Source organism: Stenotrophomonas sp. SbOxS2, assembly GCF_013416715.1.
Lineage (GTDB): Bacteria > Pseudomonadota > Gammaproteobacteria > Xanthomonadales > Xanthomonadaceae > Stenotrophomonas > Stenotrophomonas lactitubi.
Genome location: NZ_JAAVXD010000005.1, coordinates 731,947 through 751,929, shown reverse-complemented (window position 1 = coordinate 751,929; position 19,983 = coordinate 731,947). Strand labels below are relative to the sequence as shown.

At 60.0% G+C, this 19,983-nt stretch carries 23 protein-coding genes and 1 pseudogene; 14 read left to right on the top strand and 10 right to left on the bottom strand.

Annotated elements, in window-relative coordinates; genetic code table 11:
- Window positions 1-21: 21 nt before the first annotated feature.
- Entirely contained in the window at window positions 22-336 is a 315-nt protein-coding gene (locus tag HFK18_RS13050; RefSeq protein ID WP_180166559.1) for a DUF1330 domain-containing protein, read from the bottom strand.
- 170 nt (window positions 337-506) lie between these two features.
- On the opposite strand from HFK18_RS13050, the gene HFK18_RS13045 reads away from it, so the two are divergent.
- The 3 genes from HFK18_RS13045 (at window position 507) to HFK18_RS13035 (ending at window position 3,488) form a co-directional block, all read left to right on the top strand.
- Window positions 507-1,406: an AraC family transcriptional regulator gene (locus HFK18_RS13045; RefSeq protein ID WP_180166558.1), complete on the top strand. Its 900-nt coding sequence runs from the start codon at window positions 507-509 to the stop codon at window positions 1,404-1,406.
- Window position 1,407: 1 nt separating this feature from the next.
- A complete protein-coding gene (locus HFK18_RS21700) occupies window positions 1,408-1,572 on the top strand; it encodes a hypothetical protein (RefSeq protein WP_218946699.1) in 165 nt (54 codons plus the stop codon).
- 1,142 nt (window positions 1,573-2,714) lie between these two features.
- Entirely contained in the window at window positions 2,715-3,488 is a 774-nt protein-coding gene (locus HFK18_RS13035; RefSeq protein WP_180166557.1) for a thioesterase family protein, read from the top strand.
- Between the two features lie 218 nt (window positions 3,489-3,706).
- Here HFK18_RS13035 and HFK18_RS13030 read toward each other — a convergent pair whose 3' ends face one another.
- On the bottom strand, window positions 3,707-4,276 hold the full coding sequence (locus tag HFK18_RS13030; protein ID WP_180166556.1) for a TetR family transcriptional regulator: 570 nt from the start codon (window positions 4,274-4,276) through the stop codon (window positions 3,707-3,709).
- Window positions 4,277-4,453: 177 nt separating this feature from the next.
- On the opposite strand from HFK18_RS13030, the gene HFK18_RS13025 reads away from it, so the two are divergent.
- The 8 genes and pseudogenes from HFK18_RS13025 (at window position 4,454) to HFK18_RS21865 (ending at window position 9,010) form a co-directional block, all read left to right on the top strand.
- The gene (locus HFK18_RS13025; protein WP_180166555.1) at window positions 4,454-5,551 is read left to right on the top strand and encodes an alkene reductase; all 1,098 of its coding nucleotides are present in this window, start codon (window positions 4,454-4,456) and stop codon (window positions 5,549-5,551) included.
- A gap of 64 nt (window positions 5,552-5,615) precedes the next feature.
- Window positions 5,616-5,792, top strand: a pseudogene (locus HFK18_RS21875) (SDR family NAD(P)-dependent oxidoreductase); the annotation flags it as partial.
- A 58-nt stretch (window positions 5,793-5,850) separates the two neighbouring features.
- Complete coding sequence (locus HFK18_RS13020; RefSeq protein WP_257216204.1) at window positions 5,851-6,417, top strand: SDR family NAD(P)-dependent oxidoreductase; 567 nt, start codon at window positions 5,851-5,853, stop codon at window positions 6,415-6,417.
- Between the two features lie 85 nt (window positions 6,418-6,502).
- Window positions 6,503-7,348, top strand: a complete 846-nt coding sequence (locus tag HFK18_RS13015; RefSeq protein WP_180166554.1) for an alpha/beta hydrolase — start codon at window positions 6,503-6,505, stop codon at window positions 7,346-7,348.
- A 54-nt stretch (window positions 7,349-7,402) separates the two neighbouring features.
- Window positions 7,403-7,801, top strand: coding sequence for a helicase (locus HFK18_RS13010; protein ID WP_180166553.1), 399 nt, complete (start codon window positions 7,403-7,405; stop codon window positions 7,799-7,801).
- Between the two features lie 84 nt (window positions 7,802-7,885).
- Window positions 7,886-8,047 (top strand): hypothetical protein, encoded by a 162-nt coding sequence (locus HFK18_RS21685; RefSeq protein WP_218946696.1) that lies wholly within the window; start codon window positions 7,886-7,888, stop codon window positions 8,045-8,047.
- A 230-nt stretch (window positions 8,048-8,277) separates the two neighbouring features.
- Window positions 8,278-8,427, top strand: a complete 150-nt coding sequence (locus HFK18_RS21870) for a hypothetical protein (RefSeq protein WP_257216203.1) — start codon at window positions 8,278-8,280, stop codon at window positions 8,425-8,427.
- 157 nt (window positions 8,428-8,584) lie between these two features.
- Window positions 8,585-9,010 carry a zinc-binding dehydrogenase gene (locus HFK18_RS21865; RefSeq protein ID WP_257216201.1) on the top strand — a complete coding sequence of 142 codons (426 nt, stop codon included), beginning with the start codon at window positions 8,585-8,587 and terminating at the stop codon, window positions 9,008-9,010.
- Between the two features lie 641 nt (window positions 9,011-9,651).
- On the opposite strand, the gene HFK18_RS12995 is transcribed toward HFK18_RS21865, so the two are convergent.
- The 4 genes from HFK18_RS12995 to HFK18_RS12985 all read right to left on the bottom strand — a co-directional run bounded on the left by HFK18_RS12995 (window position 9,652) and on the right by HFK18_RS12985 (window position 13,067).
- Window positions 9,652-10,683: a hypothetical protein gene (locus HFK18_RS12995; RefSeq protein WP_180166552.1), complete on the bottom strand. Its 1,032-nt coding sequence runs from the start codon at window positions 10,681-10,683 to the stop codon at window positions 9,652-9,654.
- Window positions 10,644-11,291: a hypothetical protein gene (locus HFK18_RS12990; RefSeq protein ID WP_180166551.1), complete on the bottom strand. Its 648-nt coding sequence runs from the start codon at window positions 11,289-11,291 to the stop codon at window positions 10,644-10,646. The genes HFK18_RS12995 and HFK18_RS12990 overlap by 40 nt, the downstream gene beginning before the upstream one ends.
- An 88-nt stretch (window positions 11,292-11,379) precedes the next feature.
- On the bottom strand, window positions 11,380-11,502 hold the full coding sequence (locus HFK18_RS21860; RefSeq protein ID WP_257216200.1) for a hypothetical protein: 123 nt from the start codon (window positions 11,500-11,502) through the stop codon (window positions 11,380-11,382).
- A 713-nt stretch (window positions 11,503-12,215) separates the two neighbouring features.
- Window positions 12,216-13,067, bottom strand: coding sequence for an SDR family oxidoreductase (locus HFK18_RS12985; protein WP_180166550.1), 852 nt, complete (start codon window positions 13,065-13,067; stop codon window positions 12,216-12,218).
- Between the two features lie 86 nt (window positions 13,068-13,153).
- Between HFK18_RS12985 and HFK18_RS12980 the strand changes: the two genes are divergently transcribed.
- The gene (locus HFK18_RS12980; protein WP_180166549.1) at window positions 13,154-13,579 is read left to right on the top strand and encodes a helix-turn-helix domain-containing protein; all 426 of its coding nucleotides are present in this window, start codon (window positions 13,154-13,156) and stop codon (window positions 13,577-13,579) included.
- A 506-nt stretch (window positions 13,580-14,085) separates the two neighbouring features.
- Here the strand turns inward: HFK18_RS12980 and HFK18_RS12975 are convergent.
- Entirely contained in the window at window positions 14,086-14,343 is a 258-nt protein-coding gene (locus tag HFK18_RS12975; RefSeq protein WP_180166548.1) for a hypothetical protein, read from the bottom strand.
- Between the two features lie 317 nt (window positions 14,344-14,660).
- On the opposite strand from HFK18_RS12975, the gene HFK18_RS12970 reads away from it, so the two are divergent.
- Both HFK18_RS12970 and HFK18_RS12965 read left to right on the top strand, forming a co-directional pair.
- Window positions 14,661-15,992, top strand: coding sequence for a hypothetical protein (locus HFK18_RS12970; protein WP_180166547.1), 1,332 nt, complete (start codon window positions 14,661-14,663; stop codon window positions 15,990-15,992).
- Between the two features lie 291 nt (window positions 15,993-16,283).
- Window positions 16,284-17,018 carry a MobA/MobL family protein gene (locus tag HFK18_RS12965; protein WP_180166546.1) on the top strand — a complete coding sequence of 245 codons (735 nt, stop codon included), beginning with the start codon at window positions 16,284-16,286 and terminating at the stop codon, window positions 17,016-17,018.
- A gap of 127 nt (window positions 17,019-17,145) precedes the next feature.
- Here the strand turns inward: HFK18_RS12965 and HFK18_RS12960 are convergent, their stop codons facing one another.
- Genes HFK18_RS12960 through HFK18_RS12950 form a run of 3 tightly spaced genes read right to left on the bottom strand, consistent with a single transcriptional unit; the run spans window position 17,146 to window position 19,252 of the window.
- Window positions 17,146-18,603, bottom strand: a complete 1,458-nt coding sequence (locus HFK18_RS12960; RefSeq protein WP_180166545.1) for a YfjI family protein — start codon at window positions 18,601-18,603, stop codon at window positions 17,146-17,148.
- A complete protein-coding gene (locus HFK18_RS12955; protein ID WP_180166544.1) occupies window positions 18,600-18,941 on the bottom strand; it encodes a hypothetical protein in 342 nt (113 codons plus the stop codon). Before HFK18_RS12955 ends, HFK18_RS12960 begins: the two co-directional genes overlap by 4 nt.
- Before the next feature lie 2 nt (window positions 18,942-18,943).
- Window positions 18,944-19,252: a hypothetical protein gene (locus HFK18_RS12950; RefSeq protein ID WP_180166543.1), complete on the bottom strand. Its 309-nt coding sequence runs from the start codon at window positions 19,250-19,252 to the stop codon at window positions 18,944-18,946.
- Window positions 19,253-19,983: the final 731 nt, after the last annotated feature.

Genomic DNA, 19,983 nt, shown 5'->3' with positions numbered 1-19,983 from the left:
GATCTTTCTGGTTGGCCTTGATCAACTCGTTGATTCATTCTTCTCGTCTAGCCCGGAAAATACGATAAAAAATGACTCTGCGCTCGCGTGGCGGAGCTTTTTGAGTGGCGCGTACAGATCGGAGCTGTACCATGCAGCAGCCTTTTCTCGGCTGGGAAACTCGATGAGCACCACGAACCTCGGAATACATTGGCCGTCGAGGGCGGCCGGAGCGCCTGAGGCCACCAGGTGAACTCCACCAAACAGTTTCGCGGCAGCCATGACCTCCGATGCATATAAGCCGAACGCGTCCTGATCGGTAACTTGCCAGATATCAAAAAGTGTATACGCGGCCATACCTCATCTTTCTTTCCGTAATCGTCCGGCGACGACTTCAGGAGCGTCATGTACCGTGCGATTCAAAGATAAGCGGATGGCGAATTTCAGGTTCGCCTGATAGGCTCATTTTCTTGCCTAATCGTCTCAAAATCGTTGATGTGAGCTTAGACCGATGCCATCCTTACGTAATGAGCAACGAACTAGCCCCCCATCTGGCCATTGCCCTGCGCCATGCGTCCGCAGGAACGACTGACACCCGAATCCCTAGGGTCGAACTCAGCGTAGGTAGTGCGTCTGAGGGAAAGACACCGTGCCTTTATCGCTCAATGATCTGCTTCATACTGCAAGGGTCCAAGCGCATCGCTATCGGCGATACGCTTCTGAGTTACGACAGCGCGCAGTACTTCATCAGCGCGCTCGATCTGCCCCTGATCGGGCAAATCCTAGACGCGGGTTCGGAGCGTCCCTATGTCGCGGTCTCGCTCATGCTGGAGCCAGCGCTGCTGGCGGAACTTGCCGCGACCATGCCGCCGGAAGGCGAGAGCGATACCAAAGGCATGGGCGTCGTTATCAATCCGATGACGGCTCCGCTTCGCGAAACATTGCTGCGCCTGCTGTCGTTGCTCGACAGTCCGGGAGACATTCCCGTTCTCGCCCCGATGATCGAGCGTGAACTGCTTTACCGGCTGTTGCGGGGCCCGCAGGGGCGCTTGCTGCGTCAGATCGCGCGACCTGACGGCGCACTGGACCGCGTAAGGCGCGCCGTCACGTGGATCCGGGACCATGCCTACGAGACACTTCGCACCAAAGCGCTTTGCGAGGCCAGCGGGATGAGCCGGGCAAGCCTTCATCGCCATTTCCAGGCGATGACGGGCTTCAGCCCTCTTCAGTATCAGAAGCAGCTCAGATTGCAGGAGGCCCACCGTCTGTTGTTGTCGGGCAGCCACAGCGCGTCGGATGCGGCTTTCGCCGTCGGATACGAGAGCGCCTCGCAGTTTGGCCGCGAGTATCGCCGGCAATTCGGCACACCGCCGGCGCGCCACGTCCGGCAGATGCGTCAAGTGATTGGACAGCCGTTGGCTCGTTAGGATGTCTGCTATCGCCCGGCTCGAGCACGCGCTGGGTACCACGCTGTTCGAGAGCAACACCCGCAACTTGCGCATCATTGGCGAAGGGCGGGCTATCGCCGAGCGTGCCCGCGTGGCCCTAGCGGTGCTGGAGGTAGTGCAGAAACTGGCGACCGGCAGCAACTAGGAACTGAGCGGCATCATCCGCCTAACGCCCCCCATGCCGTTCGGAGTCAAGTTTGTAGCCCTAGCGATCCACGATTTCTGTCGTCCACATCCCCGATGTCGGCTTCGACCTGCGCCTGTCTGATCAGGTGCAGAATCTGTATAGCGGCGATCTGGGCTTGGCGATCCGCATGGGCGAACTGGCCAACTCGCGCCTGGTGGCGAGGCGCGTGGCCGACGACCGGCGGATACTGGTGGCGTCTCCTGCGTGCCTAAAGATGAATGGACAACCCACTCAGCCGGAAGGTCTGGAGGGCACAACTGCTTGGTGTTTGCCTATCCAGGGCTGCTGCAAAGCACCTTCCCAGTACGCATGAGCCGGCGAGAAGAGTCTGTCACGGTCCGCGGAGCGATCTGCAGCGACAACGGCGACGTCCCACACGCGGTGTGCCTGGCCGGACTGGGCGTCTCACTGCGCGAAGCCTGGGACATCCACGAAGAACTCCGCGACGGGCGATTGGTGCGCATATTGCCGGAATGGGAGGCCATACCCTCGAAGATCAGCATCAGGCGGGCGCGGCGAGAGCCCGTGCCCCGCCGACTGACGGTTTTCAGCGACTTCCTGTTGAGGCGCTGGCAGCAGCTCCCTTGAAATCAATGACAGCCCAAAGCTCCGAGGCTCCTTCCTAGAGGTTCTTACACTGCACCCCAAATGCGTACGTTTTCTCCCGGCCTTGGAATCACCGATCGACGCAACGGTTCGGTGATCGATTGGATCCAAGGCCAAGAGCAGATCATGCCTAAGCAGTTCCGTTTTCGGTGACCTAAGAGAGGTTTCATCAGAGTGTTAGCCAACAAACTCAACTGTCAACAAGCTTGGCTGCCATCCCCGGGACCAAATGTGGTCACCGTGGCGCGCTCACGCAAGTTATCAGTTGGCCGCTCGGATGACCGTTTATTTTTGGCAGCCGGCATCAGGAAATGACTGTTGACATAGGTGGTCACCTTACTAAGATGAACCAGAGGCTCTGGTGCCTCCCGATTGTGAGAGCTACTTCCCCTGTCCTACGTTCGATTGGGGCGCCATTGCCGCCCTGGCCGGCTTTGTTACATGCTGGACATCGGTAGAGATCTCCTGCCCGCCCCTACCCTATTGGCAGAGTTATGACTTCTTCGTTGGTTGACATTGTCGGTGCGTTGACTGCAACAGGTGCAAGTATCCCCGCTTCTTGGTACCAGGGCCGAACGGTCTTTGGAGGACTCTCAGCAGCGCTGAGTTTGGCGCACGCCAAGGCCCTGCTATCTAGGGAGGCGCCGGCGCTTCGCGCAGGGCAGATTTCTTTCATCGGCCCGGTGGCCGGCGAGCTGTCCCTTACCAGCACCGTCCTCAGAGAAGGTAGGTCCATGACCACCGTTGGGACCGATTTATCTTCGGGCGAAGGGCTAGGAGTGCGCTCAGTGTTCTTCTTTGGCGAAGGTCGAGACAGTGTTATCGAACACGACGCGGCCGTTAGTCCGCCAGCAAAGTCGTGGGTCCATTACCCCTTGCTGGTCGACAAGTCCATGGCCCCGGTTTTCCTCCAAAATTTCGATATCCGGCCGGCAGGCGGGGCGGCCCCGTTCTCAGGCTCGGACAACCCTGAGATCGTCTGGTGGGTGAAACACCAAAACTCGAATGGCTTGGATCCTGTCGTCGCCTTGATCGCCCTCGGCGATGCGCTGCCCCCGGCAGCAGTCACAAGTCTCAATCGTCCGGCGCCCGTGAGCTCAGTGAATTGGTTCTTCGATATTGCTTCCGCTCCCGGTGGAGAGTGGTTCCTTCTGCGCTCTTTCAGTGAAAAGGCGGCTCACGGCTACTCGATCCAGCAAATGGATGTCTGGGATGAATCCGGCAAGCGAGTCATGACAGGACGACAGACTGTCGCCGTATTCGCTTAAGCGATTGCAATTGCTTTTCCGCTGAAGCCGCTCTGCGTCACACGTCCTGACCTTGACTCGGATTTGGCCCATTCACCGTGGTGCTGCAGGCGGCTTGATGCGTACCAAATCGCTCTCATACCCACTTCGGCCATCGTGGCGGCAGCGTGTTCCCGCAGGCTTCCCCACCTCCGCTGACATCGGTGCAGTTGCATCTCCTCAGTCCTAGGATGCGGTCTCTATGCTTCAACGGACGGATCCAGCGCCGACAAAGCTGCGGCGCGGCAGACATTCAGAATCTCATCAGCGAGTGGCGAGTCATCAGGGCACGCACGGGACAGCACCAATGCGCCCACAATCTGAGCAATCGTCTCGATACTTCGGATGCGCAAGTCGCTCCCGCCGTCGTCCTTTGCGCCAGCGAGCCCTGCAAGCATGCTTTCAATGCCGGCCGCAAAAACCTCTCTCGTGGGCTCTGGCTGACGTGCGGCGTCCCCGCCCAGTGCGGCGACCGTGCAGCCGTCAGCACGATCGTCCCGGTGCTTACGAGAGAGGTAGTGGTTGACAAAGGTCCGTGCATCACGCCCTGCGGCCTTGGCGGCGCCTTGCTCAAAGCCGCAGCGTGCCGTCTCCGTCATCAAGTCAGCCTTGGACCTGAAATGCTTGTAAAAGCCGCCGTGTGTAAACCCTGCGGCCCCCATCAGGTCCGCAACGCCCACGCCATCGTATCCCCGGTCGCGAAACAGAGCGGACGCGGTTTCGACGATGTGCGCCCGATTAGCCTGCGCTTGTGCCTTAGTGACCTTCATGACCGATGCCTTGTAACGATGTGCTGCGGGGCACGGCACTTTACCACCTAGATTACGTCCATAATCAAACCATTGACATTTATGATTGTGATCGTCATCGTCATCGTTGAATGACTTTCGCGACGGACCGATCTGAAACCTTCTTAGCCCCACCTTAACGGTCACAAGCCCACACCAATGACGACGCCGACGCTCTTCCAGCCCTATCCCCTTGGCCCGATAGCGCTGGCCAACCGCATCGTGATGGCACCGCTGACGCGGAACCGCGCTGGCGCCGGCCTGGTGCCCAGCCCGCTTGCCGCCACGTATTACGCCCAGCGCGCCTCGGCCGGCCTGATCATCACCGAGGCCACCCAGATCTCGGCGCAGGCCCAAGGCTACCAGGACACGCCGGGGCTCTACACCCGGGACCAGATCGATGGCTGGCGCGCGGTCACCGATGCCGTGCATGCCCGCGGCGGGCGCATCTTCGTGCAGCTGTGGCACGTCGGCCGCGTCTCGCACGTGGATCTGCAGCCCGGCAATGCCGCGCCCGTCTCCGCCTCGGCCATCCGCGCGCAGACCAAGACCTTCGTCCGCAACGGCTTTGTCGATGTGTCCGAGCCGCGCGCATTGGAGATCGATGAGCTGCCCGCCATCGTCAACGACTTCCGCCAAGCCGCCGCCAATGCCATCGCCGCCGGTTTTGACGGCGTAGAAATCCACGGCGCCAACGGCTACCTGCTCGAACAGTTCATCAAGGACGGCGCCAACCAGCGCACCGACGCCTACGGCGGCTCCATCGAGAACCGCGCGCGCCTGCTGCTGGAGGTCACCGCTGCCGTGGCCGAAGAGATCGGCGCGGACCGCACCGGCGTGCGCGTTTCCCCGGTCTCGCCGGCCAATGCCATCACCACGGTCAGCGATCCGCAGCCGCAGTACGACTACATCGCCGACCAGCTCAGCGAGCTGGGCATCGTTTACCTGCATGTGGTTGAAGGCGCGACGGGCGGCCCGCGTGACGTGGCGCCCTTCGACTTCGATGGGCTGCGCGGTCGTTTCAAGGGCACCTACCTGGCCAACAACGGTTACGACCTGGACCTGGCCAACGCACGCCTCGTCGAGGGCAAGGCAGACCTCATCGCGTTTGGCCGCGCCTTCATCAGCAATCCCGACCTGGTGGAACGCCTGAAGACCGGCGCGCCCATGAACGCCTTGAACCCCGCCACGTTGTACGGCGGCGGCGCGGAAGGCTACACCGACTACCCCGCCTTGACCGATACAACGCCGCAGTAATCCGTTCGGCAGCGTCGCGCTGCCCTCCCCCCCTTCTCGCCGACCAAATTCCAAGAAACACATCATGAGGCAGCTTCCCACCGTCCTCATCACCGGCGCCTCCAGCGGCATCGGCACCGTTTACGCCGAACGCTTCGCACGCCGCGGCAACGATCCGGTGCTGGTCGCGCGCGACACGGCGCGCCTGGAGTCGCTGGCCGCCCGCCTGCGCCAGGACACCGGGGTCGCCGTAGACGTCCTGCCGGCCGACCTCACCGTGCGCACCGACCTGGCCACTGTGGAAACCCGCCTGCGCGACGATGGACGATGCCCGCATCGGCATCCTCATCAACAACGCCTGCATGGCGCAGTCGGGCGGCTTCACCGACCAGTCGGCCGACAGCATCCACCAGCCGGTGACACTGAATACCCTCGCCCTGACGCGCCTGGCCTCGGCCATCGCCCCGCGGCTGGCCAACGCCGGCGAAGGCGCGATCGTCAACATCGGCTCGGTGGTCGGCTTGGCGCCCGAGTTCGGCATGTCCGTCTACGGTGCGAGCAAGGCCTTCGTACTCTTCCTCTCTCAGGGGCTGGGTCTGGAACTCGCTCCAAAGGGCGTCTACGCTCAGGCGGTGCTACCTGCCGGAACGCGTACCGTGATCTGGGAGCGGGCCGGCATTGACGTCAATACGCTTCCCGATCTCATGGATGTGAGCGAATTGGTGGATGCCGCATTGGTCGGATTCGACCGCCGCGAAGGCATCACGATCCCGCCGCTGCATGATGCCGCACGCTGGGATGAACTGGATGTCGTGCGTCTTGGGGGGGCTTTCCGACCTTCGACAGGCAGAGGTAGCCGAGCGCTACAAGCCGGCTGCTTGATCTAGATCGCGGCGGCCTCTGGCGGCAACACCCAGCGACACTCCCGCCGCTAGACCAGCACCTTTGGTCAACGCAGCGAAAGGTAGCCAAATGACCGATACCCACCTCACCACACCCACGCGCTTCGCCAATGTCGGCGGTACACGATTCGCCTACCGCCGCTGGGGCAATGCCGATTCGGCACAACCGCCACTGTTGCTCCTGCAGCATATGCGCGGTGGTATGGACCATTGGGATCCTCTGCTCACCGATGGCCTTGCTAAAGGCCGCGAAGTCATTCTCTACAACGGCAGTGGTGTCGCCTCGTCCAGTGGCCAGCCACGAACCCGCATCGAGGACATGGCTGACGACGCAGCCGCCTTCGTTCGCGCGCTGGGCTTGCGCAGGATCGACGTGTTGGGCTTCTCGCTGGGCGGCTTCCAGGCGTTGGACCTGACTTGGCGGCATCCTCAACTAGTGCGCAAGTTGATGCTGCTTGGCACAGGCCCGCGCGGCGGCTCCCCGGATATGGAGCCACAGGTGCTGACCATCGCGCCTAGGCCGGTTCCCACCTTCGAAGACTTCGTGTACCTATTCTTTGGCCGATCGGAGCAGGCCAAGCAGGCTGCAAACGAGTTCTGGCAGCGACGGCATCAGCGAGTCGACCAGGATCCGCCGTCGTCACCCGAAGTCACCAAGGCGCAGATCGAGGCCAACATGATGTACCTGCCCAGGCTATCGGAAGACGACCCCTTTTCCTATCTGCGCAGTATTCAACAGCCGACCTTCATCCTCAATGGCGTAAACGATGTGATGATTCCAACCGTCAACTCGTTCTACATGGCCCGGAACCTGCCGAACGCACAGCTTTTCATCTACCCCGATGCGGGGCATGGTGCACAGTTCCAGTATCCCCAGCGCTTCCTGGACCACGCGGTTCAGTTCCTGCGCGAGTGACGCCTACTACACGAATCGACTCTGATCCAGAATCCAGCATTTAAAGGCCCCGTCATGCTCAAGTTCAAGTTTCAGCTATGGGCATTCGCGCAGCTTCTGAAGCGAGAGATCAAGCACAACCCCGACTGTGCGCGTTACATCGCCGGCAAGCGCCTGGTTTTCCAGATCCGCACCGCATCAAACGTAAGACGGCAGTACCTGATCGGCGATGGCATGCTCCGATCCGCGGCCGGTCTAACGGCGAATCCCCAGTTCACCCTGAACTTCGCCGATGCCGCCAAGGGCTTTACCATCTTGTCGGCCAATGACAGCCAAGCCGCTTTCCTGCGGGGCCTGGGTAGTCAGGACTTGACCATCAGCGGCGACTTCTCGGAGGTGATGTGGTTCCAGGGACTGATCGCGTTCCTTCGGCCGCAGAGAGTCATCTCTCCCTATGACCGCACCACGTTCTGATTTGGCCATGCGATCAAATCTGCTGAGCCAACCGTTCAACTGCCTCATGGCAGCGTGCTGCGTAGCAGCCTGGCCAAAGCGGCCATGAGCGAGACCTTGGGTACCAATTGGCGCGATTGCTGGCGAGCGATCCCGATGCCCCCAGCAGCCTTGCTGCAAGAGCTTGACAGCCCGCAACAGGTGCGCCCCATCAGCACCGGTCTTAAGGATGTTGATCGCCTGGGGATCATGGAGATTCTCTGGTAAACGCGCCAGCTCCGATGCTTGGCAAAGGGCAAAACTCCGCGTCCTGAAGAGAGCGGGATATCAACGTAAGTCTGCGCTCAGCAGCGGTTGGGGCATGTTTCGCACGCAACGCCTACGAACACGGCGTTGAGTACCGCACCCGGCATCAATCGCGATTTTCGATGGCTCCTTTTCACCTCTCGGTGCGAAGCGCAAGACATCAATCCCCTTTCCATCAAGGAGACCTGACTATGACATTCAAAGCACTGCTGACCAGCAAGAGCACCGATGTAGTTTCCACCGGCCTGGTCGACTTCGACGAGGCCGACCTGATGCCGGGTAACGTCACTGTCACGGTCGAGTATTCGACGACCATGTGCTGGCCAATGGCTGGGACCTGAGCCAGACACACCACGGTCGCTTTGCACAAAAGGCCCGCGTCAGGTGGCGACTGGCTGATCAAGGTGCCGGAGGTTCTCTCAACCCGGAATGCCATGTCGATTGGCACGGCCAGATACACCCCCATGCTGTCCCGCGCTCGCACTGGAGCACGGCGGGTTGACACCTGAGCGCGGTGAAGTTCTTGTGACCGGGTCCAATGGCGGTGCCGGTTCGATAGCCATCGCCCTGTTATCCACGCTGGGCTACCGTGTTGTGGCATCGACCGGGCGGCTGGAGGAAGCCAACTACCTGCAGGCGCTGGGCGCTGCGGAGATTATTGACCGGCAAACCTTGTCCGCCCCAGGTGCACCAATTTCGAAGGAGCGTTGGGCTGGTGCCATCGACTCGGTTGGCAGCCATACGCTGGCCAACGTGCTGGCACAGACTCAGTACCATGGTGTGGTCGCCGCGTTTGGATTAGCGCTCGGCCTTGCCCCTCATCCTGCGCACTCCTTCCCTTTGGCCAGCCCGCGAGCCCGCCTGGGTCTCCCCTCCCCGCCGACGATTTCATGGACGAGGCCATCGACCCGCACCGCCTACTGATGCGCAACCCGGACAGATGAAGGTGCTGGCTCCGCTACTCAGCCCCGTCATACTGCGCACCAGCACAGCGCGGCTTGCGTTGGCGCTTCTCTTCATCCGTGCAGGGGAAATCCAGCGCGCCGGTCGCAGAAAGTAGAAGTTGAGCCGCTCGCGATCGATGCGCCCATGTCTTCTGCACGGCCCCCCCATCCGGGGTCCACGCCTTTGCAAACCGCGTTTGCTCATAGGCTGGCGGAGATTTGGATCTGTCTAAGGCATGCGAGTCGAATGTGCCCGGCGGTGCGGTCGAGGGGACGGTAAGTATCAACGGGGCCGGTGGAACATTGGACATCCCAGATCCGTCGGGCTGCGTACCTGCCGGAGAGATGGATGCCTTCCGAACGACGGATTTCGTCGTTGCAAGGGGCGGGGTTGAGGGCGCCGAGGGGAGGGTATGCACGGGTGGGGACGGCAGATGCGTTCGCTCGACCCATGTCAAAACCGAGCGGAACTCCTGCGCCGCACCTTGTGCAGGTTGTGGAACGCTTTGCAGAACCAGGAATAGAGCGAAGCTGATCTGCAGGGCAATAGCGACAAGCATGGCGACAACGGCTTCCACCGACATGCGGCGTCGCCATGGACGTGACTTGATACGTGCGTGGTCAATCATGTGCTGTTGTGGAAACATCAACGATCGGACGCGTATGCGCCGACAGCCACGGATCCTTCAGAAGGCTACGGACCTGCCCGTCGCCAGAAGGCGGATTCTCGTGCAACTGGAAGGGTGCCGAATAGCTGAGCCAGTACGTCCAGAAGGCCTGCCTGCCACCGATAGTGGCACTCATGTTTTCGAACATTTTTCTCATGATGCAGTAATCGATGTAGTCGGTGAATCGCCCCGCGTCGTCTACGGGACCAGCGGGTGTAGCAGGTATGACCGGCGCTCCGATAGTCAACGACGCATCGAACGGCGTGCGCGGGATGATTGGGATCAGTGGGACGGCGGTCTTACGCACGATCGAGCCAATTCCAGTCATGGCAACGAAACTGCGCGAAAGAAATGGCATCGCTGTACCGAGAGACGAGTCTTTGACCACGTCCGGCATGATGATTAACGTACCACCTGATCGGATCACCCTGAGCGCCGCCACCAAGCCACTAGCGTTGTTATGGCAGATCACCACATCGCGCTCCAGTTGCGGAATTGTCCGCTCAGCGACGCGATTGAAGACGGCATTGGTAGCGACCGCATCAGGCGATTCATAAAAAATTGCCACGCGACGGTCAGCAGGCGCGCACAGGGCGACGGAGATGATGGCAGGTATGAATTCGGCGAAGTGCGGAATGGCAACCACCGCGCCTCCTGCCGGATGGATCCTACCGGCCGTTTCATTGCTCACAGGGCACATAGTGCGCACAAACGCCGCCATTGCAGCGCTCGGAAGCCGAATAATCAGCGCGTTCCTTAAATTGTTCGCACGAATCCACGCGGCGAAGTCAACCTTCGACAATCCCGACGGTACCGCGGCATCTTTGTCGTCCGCAGCACGATAGAAGGCCAGGATGATTCCGTCGACATACGCCGTCGACAACCATTTAAAGACAATCTTGCACGTGCCCAGGTAGAGTGCGCAGAACCCCGCAAGGACTTTGGCTAGTGCGCTGTGCAGCTGAGCAGATCCTTCCTTGCGCACTTTTCGATCTCCTTGAGTTGCTCTGAAATCACCCGTCCTTCATCAATGCCGAGTCGATCCAAGTAGATCTCTTGCATGACCGAGGAAAGGTGGTCGCGAATTCGATGAATCTGGGTCAGTAGATGGGTGCGCCTGGTTCTGTTGCTGGCCAGCAGGTTCGCAACGCTGCCGGCCTTGGACTCTTCCATGATCAAGAATTGCGACAGGGCGGCTAGGAATTCCTTCTGACCTCGGCCATCCGAAGATATTCTGTACACGGCGCCGGTCTCGAACGATATCGCGGCTGAATGTGTCATGGCGCAAATCATCTCGAACGAAGATACGGACGCAATCTCATTCCCGGAATCGATGTAGATCTGGCCAATCGGAACTGCGGCGATCTGATCTGAGAAAACAATGACTTCCGAGAAGGCCTGGGCGTTCTGCTTCAGTAGTTTCATGGCCTGTGCGGGTGTCCGGGCGTGCCCCATCTCCAGACCGATCGCAGCGACGGAATTGGGATGTCCTACGACCAAGGTCGATCCCTGACATGCCAGAGCTTTCGAGCTGTCGATGCTGGCGGCAGTGGTGGCCAATATGCGGATACGCATAGTCTGGGAAACGAGCATCGCGCTTAATCTCCATTTAAGCTGCGCCAACCACTAGGTCTTAGCTTTGGAAGGAGGGGCGAATGCCCCTCCTTCGACTAGCGGTAGATCACCAGAAACATTCGCAGATGGGTGTGGTCGGCTGCTGCTCCACCAGCATTACCGTTTCCTTGGCATCGTCTGCCTGTGCGAAAGCGAACTCCAGTTCAGATGCGTCGAGAGCAAAATCCATATTGAATCTCCTTGTTTGCGCTGCATCGCCCAATCCGGGCACCAATTTTTCTACATCCTTAGTTCATCTTCGTCAACATCATCTTGCTCCGGTGGGGAGTCTGCCACCATGCGTCAGCTCAGGGTCCCGTGAGCGATGGCAGATCACGAAACTCAGCAAGCGGACGCGTATGATCCCCTCCCGAGGCACTCCGGCCCCGTCGCGACCCACAGAGGCGCATGCCCAACGCCGGAGAGTTCTATCTCGTTGACGTCGCTGGCCAGGGACTGTTATTAGTAGACACCAACACTCGTGAACTGCCCACTGGCAGCCGCTACCTGCCGGTCACGCAAAGCGGTGCACTTTCCAAGCGCATGCGTACAGAAACCATCCTGACCTTCAGACACCCTTAAATCGTAGCAAGTAACCTGCCCCCCCATGAGCCGATCAGGCTCTCTCTGATGACCGCCGCCGCGCCTTGAACACCCATATGGGTCATGGTCGTACTGACCGCTGCGAAGCGCGACGGGGCATCTGCGACCGTTCGGGCTAGTCGAACGGGGAGCTGATGCCCTAGACGAACGGTGGCGAGACAGGGATACCGCTTTATTGCTTGATTGGGCATCTGCTACTAAATAACGACTCATCTCGCCAAAGGCCCCGCTGTCGGGGCCTTTGGGCAACACTTTTAACCGCTCACTGGTCACCAGTACGAATTTGCGCCAAAGATGATGTCAGATGGCCTTCAATGCGTCTTCCACCGCCTGGCCCAGCTTCGTTGTCGGTCGGCCAATCAACCTTGTAAGCGTTTTGTCCTCCGAGTAAAGCGCGCCCTTCGCAGCTGCCGCATCCCACGATGCAATACTTGCAGCAATCGGAGGAGGCAGATGAAAGCCCTCCAGCACCTTGGCATACTCAGCCTCGGGCAGATCGGAATAGACGATCGTCTTGCCTGCTTGCCTAGACACTTCCGCAGCAAGATCGGCCTGCGACCAAGCACTGTCGCCCGCCAACTCATAAATTGCGTTGTCGTGTCCCGTCTCAACAAGTACTACCGCTGCGGCTTCCGCAAAGTCCTCGCGCGTGGCGGACGCAATCTCCCCGCCGCCAACGCTGCCGATGAGGGCGCCATGCTCCAAGGCCGACTCTAGGGATCCCAGGTAGTTCTCCGTATACCAGCCGTTTCGAAGAATGGTGTATGGGAGGCCAGATGCAGTGAGGAGCCCCTCGGTTGCGCGATGTTCCTCAGCCAAACTTAGCTCAGAGTCTGGGGCGTTGAGCACACTGGTGTAGACGATCCGCCCGACGCCTGCCCGCTTCGCAGCGGAGATGACATTCTCATGCTGAATGGTGCGTTGGCCAATCTCGCTGGAAGAAATGAGCAACAGCGTGTCGACGCCTGCTAGAGCCGGTACGAGTGCATCGGTCTGGGTGTAGTCGAAAGCGCGTGCCGCGACACCCAGCGATGCAGCCTTGTCAGGATCGCGAACGAGGGCCAGAATTTGGTCTTCGGGCACCCTAGCCTTGAGCTTGTTGACGACGATCTGGCCGAGCTGCCCGGTGGCACCGGTAACTGCGATGGTCATGAAGTTCTGCCGATTTTTGGAGTAAGCCCGGACTGTAAGAAAAGTCTGCACGTCCAGTAAATACAGACAAAAAGGTAAGTGCCCCTATGCCCACCAGCTCGAATACGGAGACGCCACCCATCGCTGGCGCACCCGTGCCCACCCCCCCGCAGCCGCTGCGAGGCAACGTCATGAGCAGGGACTGCATCTCGCGCCCCATCCTTAGTCACCTGACCAATCGCTGGGGCGTACTGGTACTCATTGCCCTGCTAGACGATACACAGCGTTTCAGTCAACTGCGCAAACGGATCGGCGGGGTCAGCGAGCGCATGCTCTCCCACACTTTGGCCCTACTCAGTCATGACGGCATGGTCGAGCGGCGCGCCCACGATGTCCTGCCCCCTCATGTTGACTACACCCTAACGCCCATCGGTCGAGAAGCAGCGCTAAAGATCCGCGACCTAGCCGACTGGATCGAGCTCAACCTTCCGGCTATCGCCCGTTCGCGGGCGGAACACAGCACAGACCAATAGGCGGTGACTTGCGCAGTGTCAGCACAATGCCAAACAGCTCCAAAGCGTGTGCAACAGTGCTGGGGCCTGAGCCCCACAAGGCCTATGAGCTAGTGGGTTCACCGAGCGTACCGGTCACCGCGCCGCGTATAGGTGCAAGCTGCGTACGCCTTCTGAGCCTGTCCCTGCACCAGCTAACGCACTCCAACCGTCCTACGCGCAGCGGGAGCGGGCGCCAGCACTCGTGCAACGTCGGTTGGTAAAGGGAAAATGGTGGCCGCAGTAAATCCACGGGCTAGGCGTCGGTGCCCCATGATGGCGAGGGCCCACCTTATATGCTCATTCTCCAGTAATAAGGTACTGAAGGTGAGCCGATCCATACGGGCAATGCGCTTACGCCTTTAGCGGACTCCGGCGGCGTCGGCACCGGCAACCAAGTCATTTTTTCCCACGCCCAACTGGGCACACACCGCTTGCAGGGACTGCTCGATTTGCGAGCGCCCCCCCCCAACGCGACGGCCGGCGGATCAATGGAATGGGTTTCCTAACAAGTAAGGCAATGCACGGTCGTAGTCCATCGATGCCCGCAGCAACTGAATCGCCACCCGGTCGCGCGCACTGCCTTCCGAGATGCCGAACCGCGAGATGCACCCCATGTTCAGCGCCGGCTGACAGTCGGCCCAGGTCTTCGTGCCTACAATTCCGCCACTGGCACGCGGACCAACATCGCCGCCGTGCTGTTGGTCGGGCACGCAGCAACGATCCGGGCAGTGCGCCACTGCCATTCGAAACATCTTTTTCGATCTCGGACCGCGCCTGGCTGCTCATCCACGGCACTCCAAGAAACCCGAACCCGACCGCAAAGCCTAGGATGATGCAGAATTACCATCATAGCGGGCACGCGCGGTCACCAGGTGCGAATCAACCTTAGCCAACTTAGAGTTGAAACCACGCTATTCCCATGTGATGCTGCGAAATTCTCTTGCTACAGCAGAAATTTTCAACCAACGGTATTTCAAACATGGCAAACGTAGAAAGGAAGCCCTGCAACACGAGTGCTACATTCCACTTCTCACTCCGGCAAGAGGAAGCCACGGCGACCTTGGCTGATCTGATTGATTCCCTGAACCTAGAGGTCGTCAAGGCCAACGGCGAGCTGATATCGACTAGGTCGTTAAAGCGTACACTCGATTTTCTCCAGGAATCGATCGGCGTAGCAGTCACCAGTAAAGCCAAACCAATGCCCTTGGCCGTACTGAAAACGATTCGCCTCATCTTCCTGAGTGATCTCAACCACTCGAAGAATGTGCTGCGGCTCTTGGCGCCGCCACAAAGCGGCCGTCAAGCATCGATGGAGTTCAGCACCGTAACAACGATCCCGCGTGATGTTGACGCCTCAGAGCTGATCCAGACGCTTTGTGAATCACTCGCACAGGAGATCGATCCGCGTCGCATAAGCATGTTGTCACGTATGCTCCGCCGCAGAGAGAAGCACTCTATAGCCGAAGAGCTACTCCTGCACATGGAGCGCACCAATGACGAGGTGTCCCAAATCCTGCATGATGCCTTTGGCACGGACGAGGCACTGCTAACAAGTGCATTCCGCTCACTCGCAGCACCGCTGGACCAGTTCCGCGTCCAGCTGATTGAGGGAAACACTCCCCCTGCCAATGAGGCAATGTACAGCTATCTGCAGACCCTGCCCTTCCGGCACTTTATCCAACACTATCCCAAGCACCTGGAAGCGACACGTGTCGGAGGCGAGATCGGAGTCATCACCGAGGAAGCGGAACGGTTCTGCCAAGCAGCAGCCCATGGTGCCGAGCATCACCATGGACCAGCCAGCCGTGTGTTCTCTGTTAACTCGTTCCAGCATCTGTTGCTGGAGCATCCGGAGGACATATGTGCACTGGTCCAGAAGGCGACCGGAGCCCCAACGACTGCCAGGCAGCTCCAAGGGCATGGGGATCGCGTCAGGTCGCTTTTGACCTCCTACGCCTATCGCTCGTTCGACTGCACTGACCCAGACGCTACGGTGCTTTCAGTGTACGACGTCGTGGCTGCGTTCTGCTCGTTCCGCTACCAGCAGGAGAGAGGAGAGGACTACAAGCCGTACTGGCACGGACAGACCGATCAGGGCAAGAACCCCCAGCGCCTGTTCGACAAGGGACTGAGTGACGACCAGCCGTATCAACACCAAGGTGTGATGCAGATCTACTTGAATCGGTTCTACGAATACCAAACTGCATTCAACGGAACTACCGGCAGCTACCGTGCCTGGATGAACTATCAGGTGGCAGTATTGGGTGCGTACCAGTCCGTACTGGACCTGAAGGACATCACCACAATCACGACTGGGCTGAACGCGCTGAACTTCTACTGCGTGAGCCTAGCCAAGGACCTGGTCATCGATCACTTCCGGGCAGATCATTAATTTCTTACATCACCAGTCCTATGTATATGGGAGTGATGGATTCGTAGCTGATAGGCATATAGAGGCGATAGCAGCAGGAGGCACTGAGAGAGAAGCGCCTCAATAGGAGAATCGGTATAGGGCAGTAGTGGATCACTGTAGAAATAATCGATACAGGGGGCGGCAGCACGCGCACTTACCGTTTCTCTATCGCACCACATCCGCTAACGAAGCACTGCACTTCACACAGGCCGACAAGAGCAATCTTGTCGGCCTTTTTCCGTTTACGCATAGAGAAAGGGTGATACATCAATGGCAAGCTTCCACTACAGTATCAAAAGCGGAAAAAAGGGCACCGCGCGCAGACATAGCGGGTACATCCTGCGTGAGGGATCGCATGGCGAACGAGAAGATTTGGTCCATGCCAGTCACGGCAACCTGCCAGCTTGGGCCCTTGAGGATCCCAAAGCGTTCTGGAGCATGGCCGATCGCCATGAGCGTGCCAATGGTGCGGCCTATCGCGAGCATGAGATCGCACTGCCCAGCGAGCTGACCCAACCCCAACTGATTGAGCTGGCTGAGCGACTGGCTCAGCGCTTGGCCGGAACCAAACCGTACCAGTACGCACTCCATGCGCCAGAGGGCGCACTTGGGGGTATCGAGAACCCGCACGTGCACCTGATGTGCTCGGACCGCGTTCCGGATGGAATCGAACGCACTCCAGATCGAACCTTCTCGCGCTTCAACCCCGCCCGTCCGAGTGAAGGCGGTTGCAGGAAGGACAGCGGGGGCAAGAGTCCTTTGGAGCTGCGGCAGGAGGTCACGGCCAGACGCAAGCTGGTGGCTGATACTCAGAACGAGATGCTGGCCGAGTGCGGCTACAGTACCAGGGTCGACCACCGCAGCCTTCGGGACCAGGGACTGGAGCGACGGGCAGAGCGCCACTTGGGGCCGTTGTTGGTCAAGGGGATGGCCGACGGGGAGAAGGCCCAGTACGCGGCGTATCGAGCTGGCCATGATGCCCGCCCCCTGCCGGCGTCCTGTTGAACAAGGGCGACTTTGCGATTTTGTCGCAGAGTCGCTCAGGCCTGAGCGGGTCTGCAGAGAAAGAAGTGGCCTTAGCAGGGATTGGGTGAAGGCGAGCGCCCTCGCCTTCACCGAGCCCTGCCCCATCCTACAGGGACATCTGCATCTGGCCAAAGAAGTTGTCGGCCAGCCGCAGGTAGCACTTCCGGTCCATCGCCCCGGTCATGATCCATAGAGCACCACGCACCTGGAGCAGGTCCAAAGCTGCAGTAAGACGGCCACGGCTCCTGACGGGACCATTGCGAAGCACGTGGTTACGCGGCACCCAGGTATCAGAGAAGGGGCCGCGCCAGATCCGGGTCTTGAGGTAGTGAGCCAAGGCCCGAGCATCGACAAGGTCCTGGGGCACTACCGAATCCGGCGAGAACAAGTGCTTGTACTCGCTCTCGTGCCACTTGACGATCTCGAACGCTCGATTGAGGGTATCCACTGAGATCGGGCCAGCCTCCTCAGCAAAGTAGTGCATCGCCGCCGCCAGCCGTGCCAGGATCTCCATTACCTTGGCGGCAAAGTCGTTGATGTCGCTCAGGTACTCGCCCTGGCGAAGCAGACGCTCGGTCTCCTGTGCCAGTTCAACCCAGCGACTCTTCGCATCGAGACTGAACTCGATCAGTTCGCGTTCGATCGATCCCGATTCGATCTGGGTCCGGTAACGTTCCAGCAGCACGCCGATCCGCCTCTGGAATGCCGGCAGATGGTCCCAGCTCGGTTCCTCGGCGCTCACTTGGCGGAACCCCATGTTCGATTGCGGCCAGCCCACCAGGTACCGCGCCCAGTGACCGCTGCCTTTGGCAACCGATCCCTTGCGTTCCAGGAAGGCCTTGAGCGGTTCGTGCTGGGTCATGATGCTGACCGACACCCGGGGATTCATAGCCAGCAGATTCTCGTCCGCACGGTCGCGCATCAGCACGCCGGGGGAATCCCACAACCTGTTCAACAGCCCGAGATGAGACATCGCCTCGCTTCGGAACAGGACATGGCCTTCGTCGGTGCTGATGGCGATCGACTCCCCGTCACCCACCAGCGCTTCGGTGATCGCTTTGCCGGTGATCTCCTGCCGCATGAAGTAGCGCAGTCGGGGTGCGGTAGGCTTGCAGCGGCCGTGTTCCAGCAGGCGAGCCTCCAGCTCGTCGCTGTCCTGGCCGCGACTGACCGCTCGCGCAACTGCGCTGCGCAGACCTTTCAGCTTGGCCTCCCATGCACCCAGTTCGGCCTGGTACGTCTCTTTCTTCTCCTTATGGGTTGCCAGTGCCTTCGTGTCCGCGTCGCGGAACGGCGCAAACAGCAACGAGGACACGGTCGACTTGCGCTCGCCCGATTCGGCAATGATCAGCAGGTTCTGCGATATGGGCCTGATCAGGCCCGTGGGCAGCTTGACGTCAATCAGTCCCTGGCACGCCATGGAGATGGCGTTGATCAAGCTCATCCCGATCAGCGCCTCCGGTGCCTGAACGTTGCGGGAGATTTCGTAACCCGCTTCGCGCACCACCACCAGAAAGGCGTTGAGTGGGTAGCGGGGGGCGACACGGCCAAAGGTGGTCGTCATTCGGACACCCCCTGTTCGGCCGCGGGCGAGCCCAGGACGGGTTGCCCGCAACCAGAGCAGACCACGATGTCGCCCGTCTCCTGTCGGCGCACCCGTTCCGCATTCAACAGCTTCCGGAACTGGGCCAGGCTCAGTTCGTAGCTGTAGGCAGCATTGAAGCGCTCCATTGCCATCCGCTTACGCAGCCGCTGCATCAAGTGCTGTTCCAGCACGGGATAGGCCTGGCGGAAGTCCATCTCCAGCTTGCTCTTGCCCAGGCTCAGATCCTGCGCCAAGGCGTGCTGGAGCCTGTCCAGGGGCGTGTGAATGCCAGCGAGCGCGTCGGTAATGCTGTTCATGTTCACCGCCCTCCCTTGTTGGCGCCAAACTTGGCGGCGCGGCCCTCCAACCAGGCGATAGCCTCGTGGGTCCAGTAGAACTTGGGGGAGTTTTCGCCGTCATAGAGCGGCACGCCCTTGGGGAAGGCTGGATCCTCCTTCATCAGCATGTAGGCCTTGCTACGGCCGACCGGAATCACCCGGAGCAGTTCCTTCAGGCTCAGGGCAGGGCGGTCCCTCAGGCCTTCGGGGATATGAGCGAGTGCTGCATCAGCGGGCAAAGCGGTGCCACGGTCCGGCATCAGCGCCGAACGCATCTGGTTCTTGTTCATGTTGGAAACCTTCGTGTGGAAATGTGAAGGAGTCCGGCCGGATTCCCGACAGGCCGTGTGCCTGTCGGGATGCATTTGATCCGTCTGTGGCCAGGAACAACATGGTCAAAAATTCAAGGATTCGGTTCTGAAGCCATCTCGGTGCGGAATGGTCACGGTGCTCTAGCGCTTCTAGCTCATTACGTCACCGCCAAGCAATTGATCCTCCCCCGGCACGCAATACTACGGCTGTCCCATGCGCCCTTCGTTGGAACGAGGTCGGTAAGTTAAGAGGACGCCGGCAGCACAAAGCGTGCGAGCAGGTTCACCGCAGGGCCCTGTCGTTGCTATGCAGGTCGACAGGCGGGCGCACATATCTGGCCGTCGCCCTTGGTCAGACCATTATGCATCTGTCGCCAAAACTGGCCCAGCCATTGGAAGCCGCTTCGCTACCGCGAACGAAGCGCCCTCCCCCATCGTCCTGCGCCATTGTGTGCAGCAGATTGCGGCGGGGCTAAGGCTGACCGGCCAGCCTTAGCCCCGCCCGGCCAGCAGACCCGGTCAAGCCATTGCCACCGCACGCAGAGACCACGCGGCTGCAGGGTCGATAGCATTGCTGGCGCTTCGAAGCTCTCGAACCTGTGCACGTGGATGACGAGGCGAAAGACAATATATGCGAGAGCGCACGTGGAGGGCTGGCACTGGCCTACCGGCGCTTGGCTAAATACGTGGCCTTGCAAGTTACGGGTGTG

Excerpts from the sequence above, each read along its gene's own strand:
- HFK18_RS13050 (WP_180166559.1), bottom strand. The coding sequence starts at position 336 with ATGGCCGCGTATACACTTTTTGATATCTGGCAAGTTACCGATCAGGAC.
- HFK18_RS13045 (WP_180166558.1), top strand. The coding sequence starts at position 507 with ATGAGCAACGAACTAGCCCCCCATCTGGCCATTGCCCTGCGCCATGCG.
- HFK18_RS21700 (WP_218946699.1), top strand. The coding sequence starts at position 1,408 with ATGTCTGCTATCGCCCGGCTCGAGCACGCGCTGGGTACCACGCTGTTC.
- HFK18_RS13035 (WP_180166557.1), top strand. The coding sequence starts at position 2,715 with ATGACTTCTTCGTTGGTTGACATTGTCGGTGCGTTGACTGCAACAGGT.
- HFK18_RS13030 (WP_180166556.1), bottom strand. The coding sequence starts at position 4,276 with ATGAAGGTCACTAAGGCACAAGCGCAGGCTAATCGGGCGCACATCGTC.
- HFK18_RS13025 (WP_180166555.1), top strand. The coding sequence starts at position 4,454 with ATGACGACGCCGACGCTCTTCCAGCCCTATCCCCTTGGCCCGATAGCG.
- HFK18_RS13020 (WP_257216204.1), top strand. The coding sequence starts at position 5,851 with ATGGACGATGCCCGCATCGGCATCCTCATCAACAACGCCTGCATGGCG.
- HFK18_RS13015 (WP_180166554.1), top strand. The coding sequence starts at position 6,503 with ATGACCGATACCCACCTCACCACACCCACGCGCTTCGCCAATGTCGGC.
- HFK18_RS13010 (WP_180166553.1), top strand. The coding sequence starts at position 7,403 with ATGCTCAAGTTCAAGTTTCAGCTATGGGCATTCGCGCAGCTTCTGAAG.
- HFK18_RS21685 (WP_218946696.1), top strand. The coding sequence starts at position 7,886 with ATGAGCGAGACCTTGGGTACCAATTGGCGCGATTGCTGGCGAGCGATC.
- HFK18_RS21870 (WP_257216203.1), top strand. The coding sequence starts at position 8,278 with ATGACATTCAAAGCACTGCTGACCAGCAAGAGCACCGATGTAGTTTCC.
- HFK18_RS12990 (WP_180166551.1), bottom strand. The coding sequence starts at position 11,291 with ATGCTCGTTTCCCAGACTATGCGTATCCGCATATTGGCCACCACTGCC.
- HFK18_RS21860 (WP_257216200.1), bottom strand. The coding sequence starts at position 11,502 with ATGGATTTTGCTCTCGACGCATCTGAACTGGAGTTCGCTTTCGCACAG.
- HFK18_RS12985 (WP_180166550.1), bottom strand. The coding sequence starts at position 13,067 with ATGACCATCGCAGTTACCGGTGCCACCGGGCAGCTCGGCCAGATCGTC.
- HFK18_RS12980 (WP_180166549.1), top strand. The coding sequence starts at position 13,154 with ATGCCCACCAGCTCGAATACGGAGACGCCACCCATCGCTGGCGCACCC.
- HFK18_RS12975 (WP_180166548.1), bottom strand. The coding sequence starts at position 14,343 with ATGGCAGTGGCGCACTGCCCGGATCGTTGCTGCGTGCCCGACCAACAG.
- HFK18_RS12965 (WP_180166546.1), top strand. The coding sequence starts at position 16,284 with ATGGCAAGCTTCCACTACAGTATCAAAAGCGGAAAAAAGGGCACCGCG.
- HFK18_RS12960 (WP_180166545.1), bottom strand. The coding sequence starts at position 18,603 with ATGACGACCACCTTTGGCCGTGTCGCCCCCCGCTACCCACTCAACGCC.
- HFK18_RS12955 (WP_180166544.1), bottom strand. The coding sequence starts at position 18,941 with ATGAACAGCATTACCGACGCGCTCGCTGGCATTCACACGCCCCTGGAC.
- HFK18_RS12950 (WP_180166543.1), bottom strand. The coding sequence starts at position 19,252 with ATGAACAAGAACCAGATGCGTTCGGCGCTGATGCCGGACCGTGGCACC.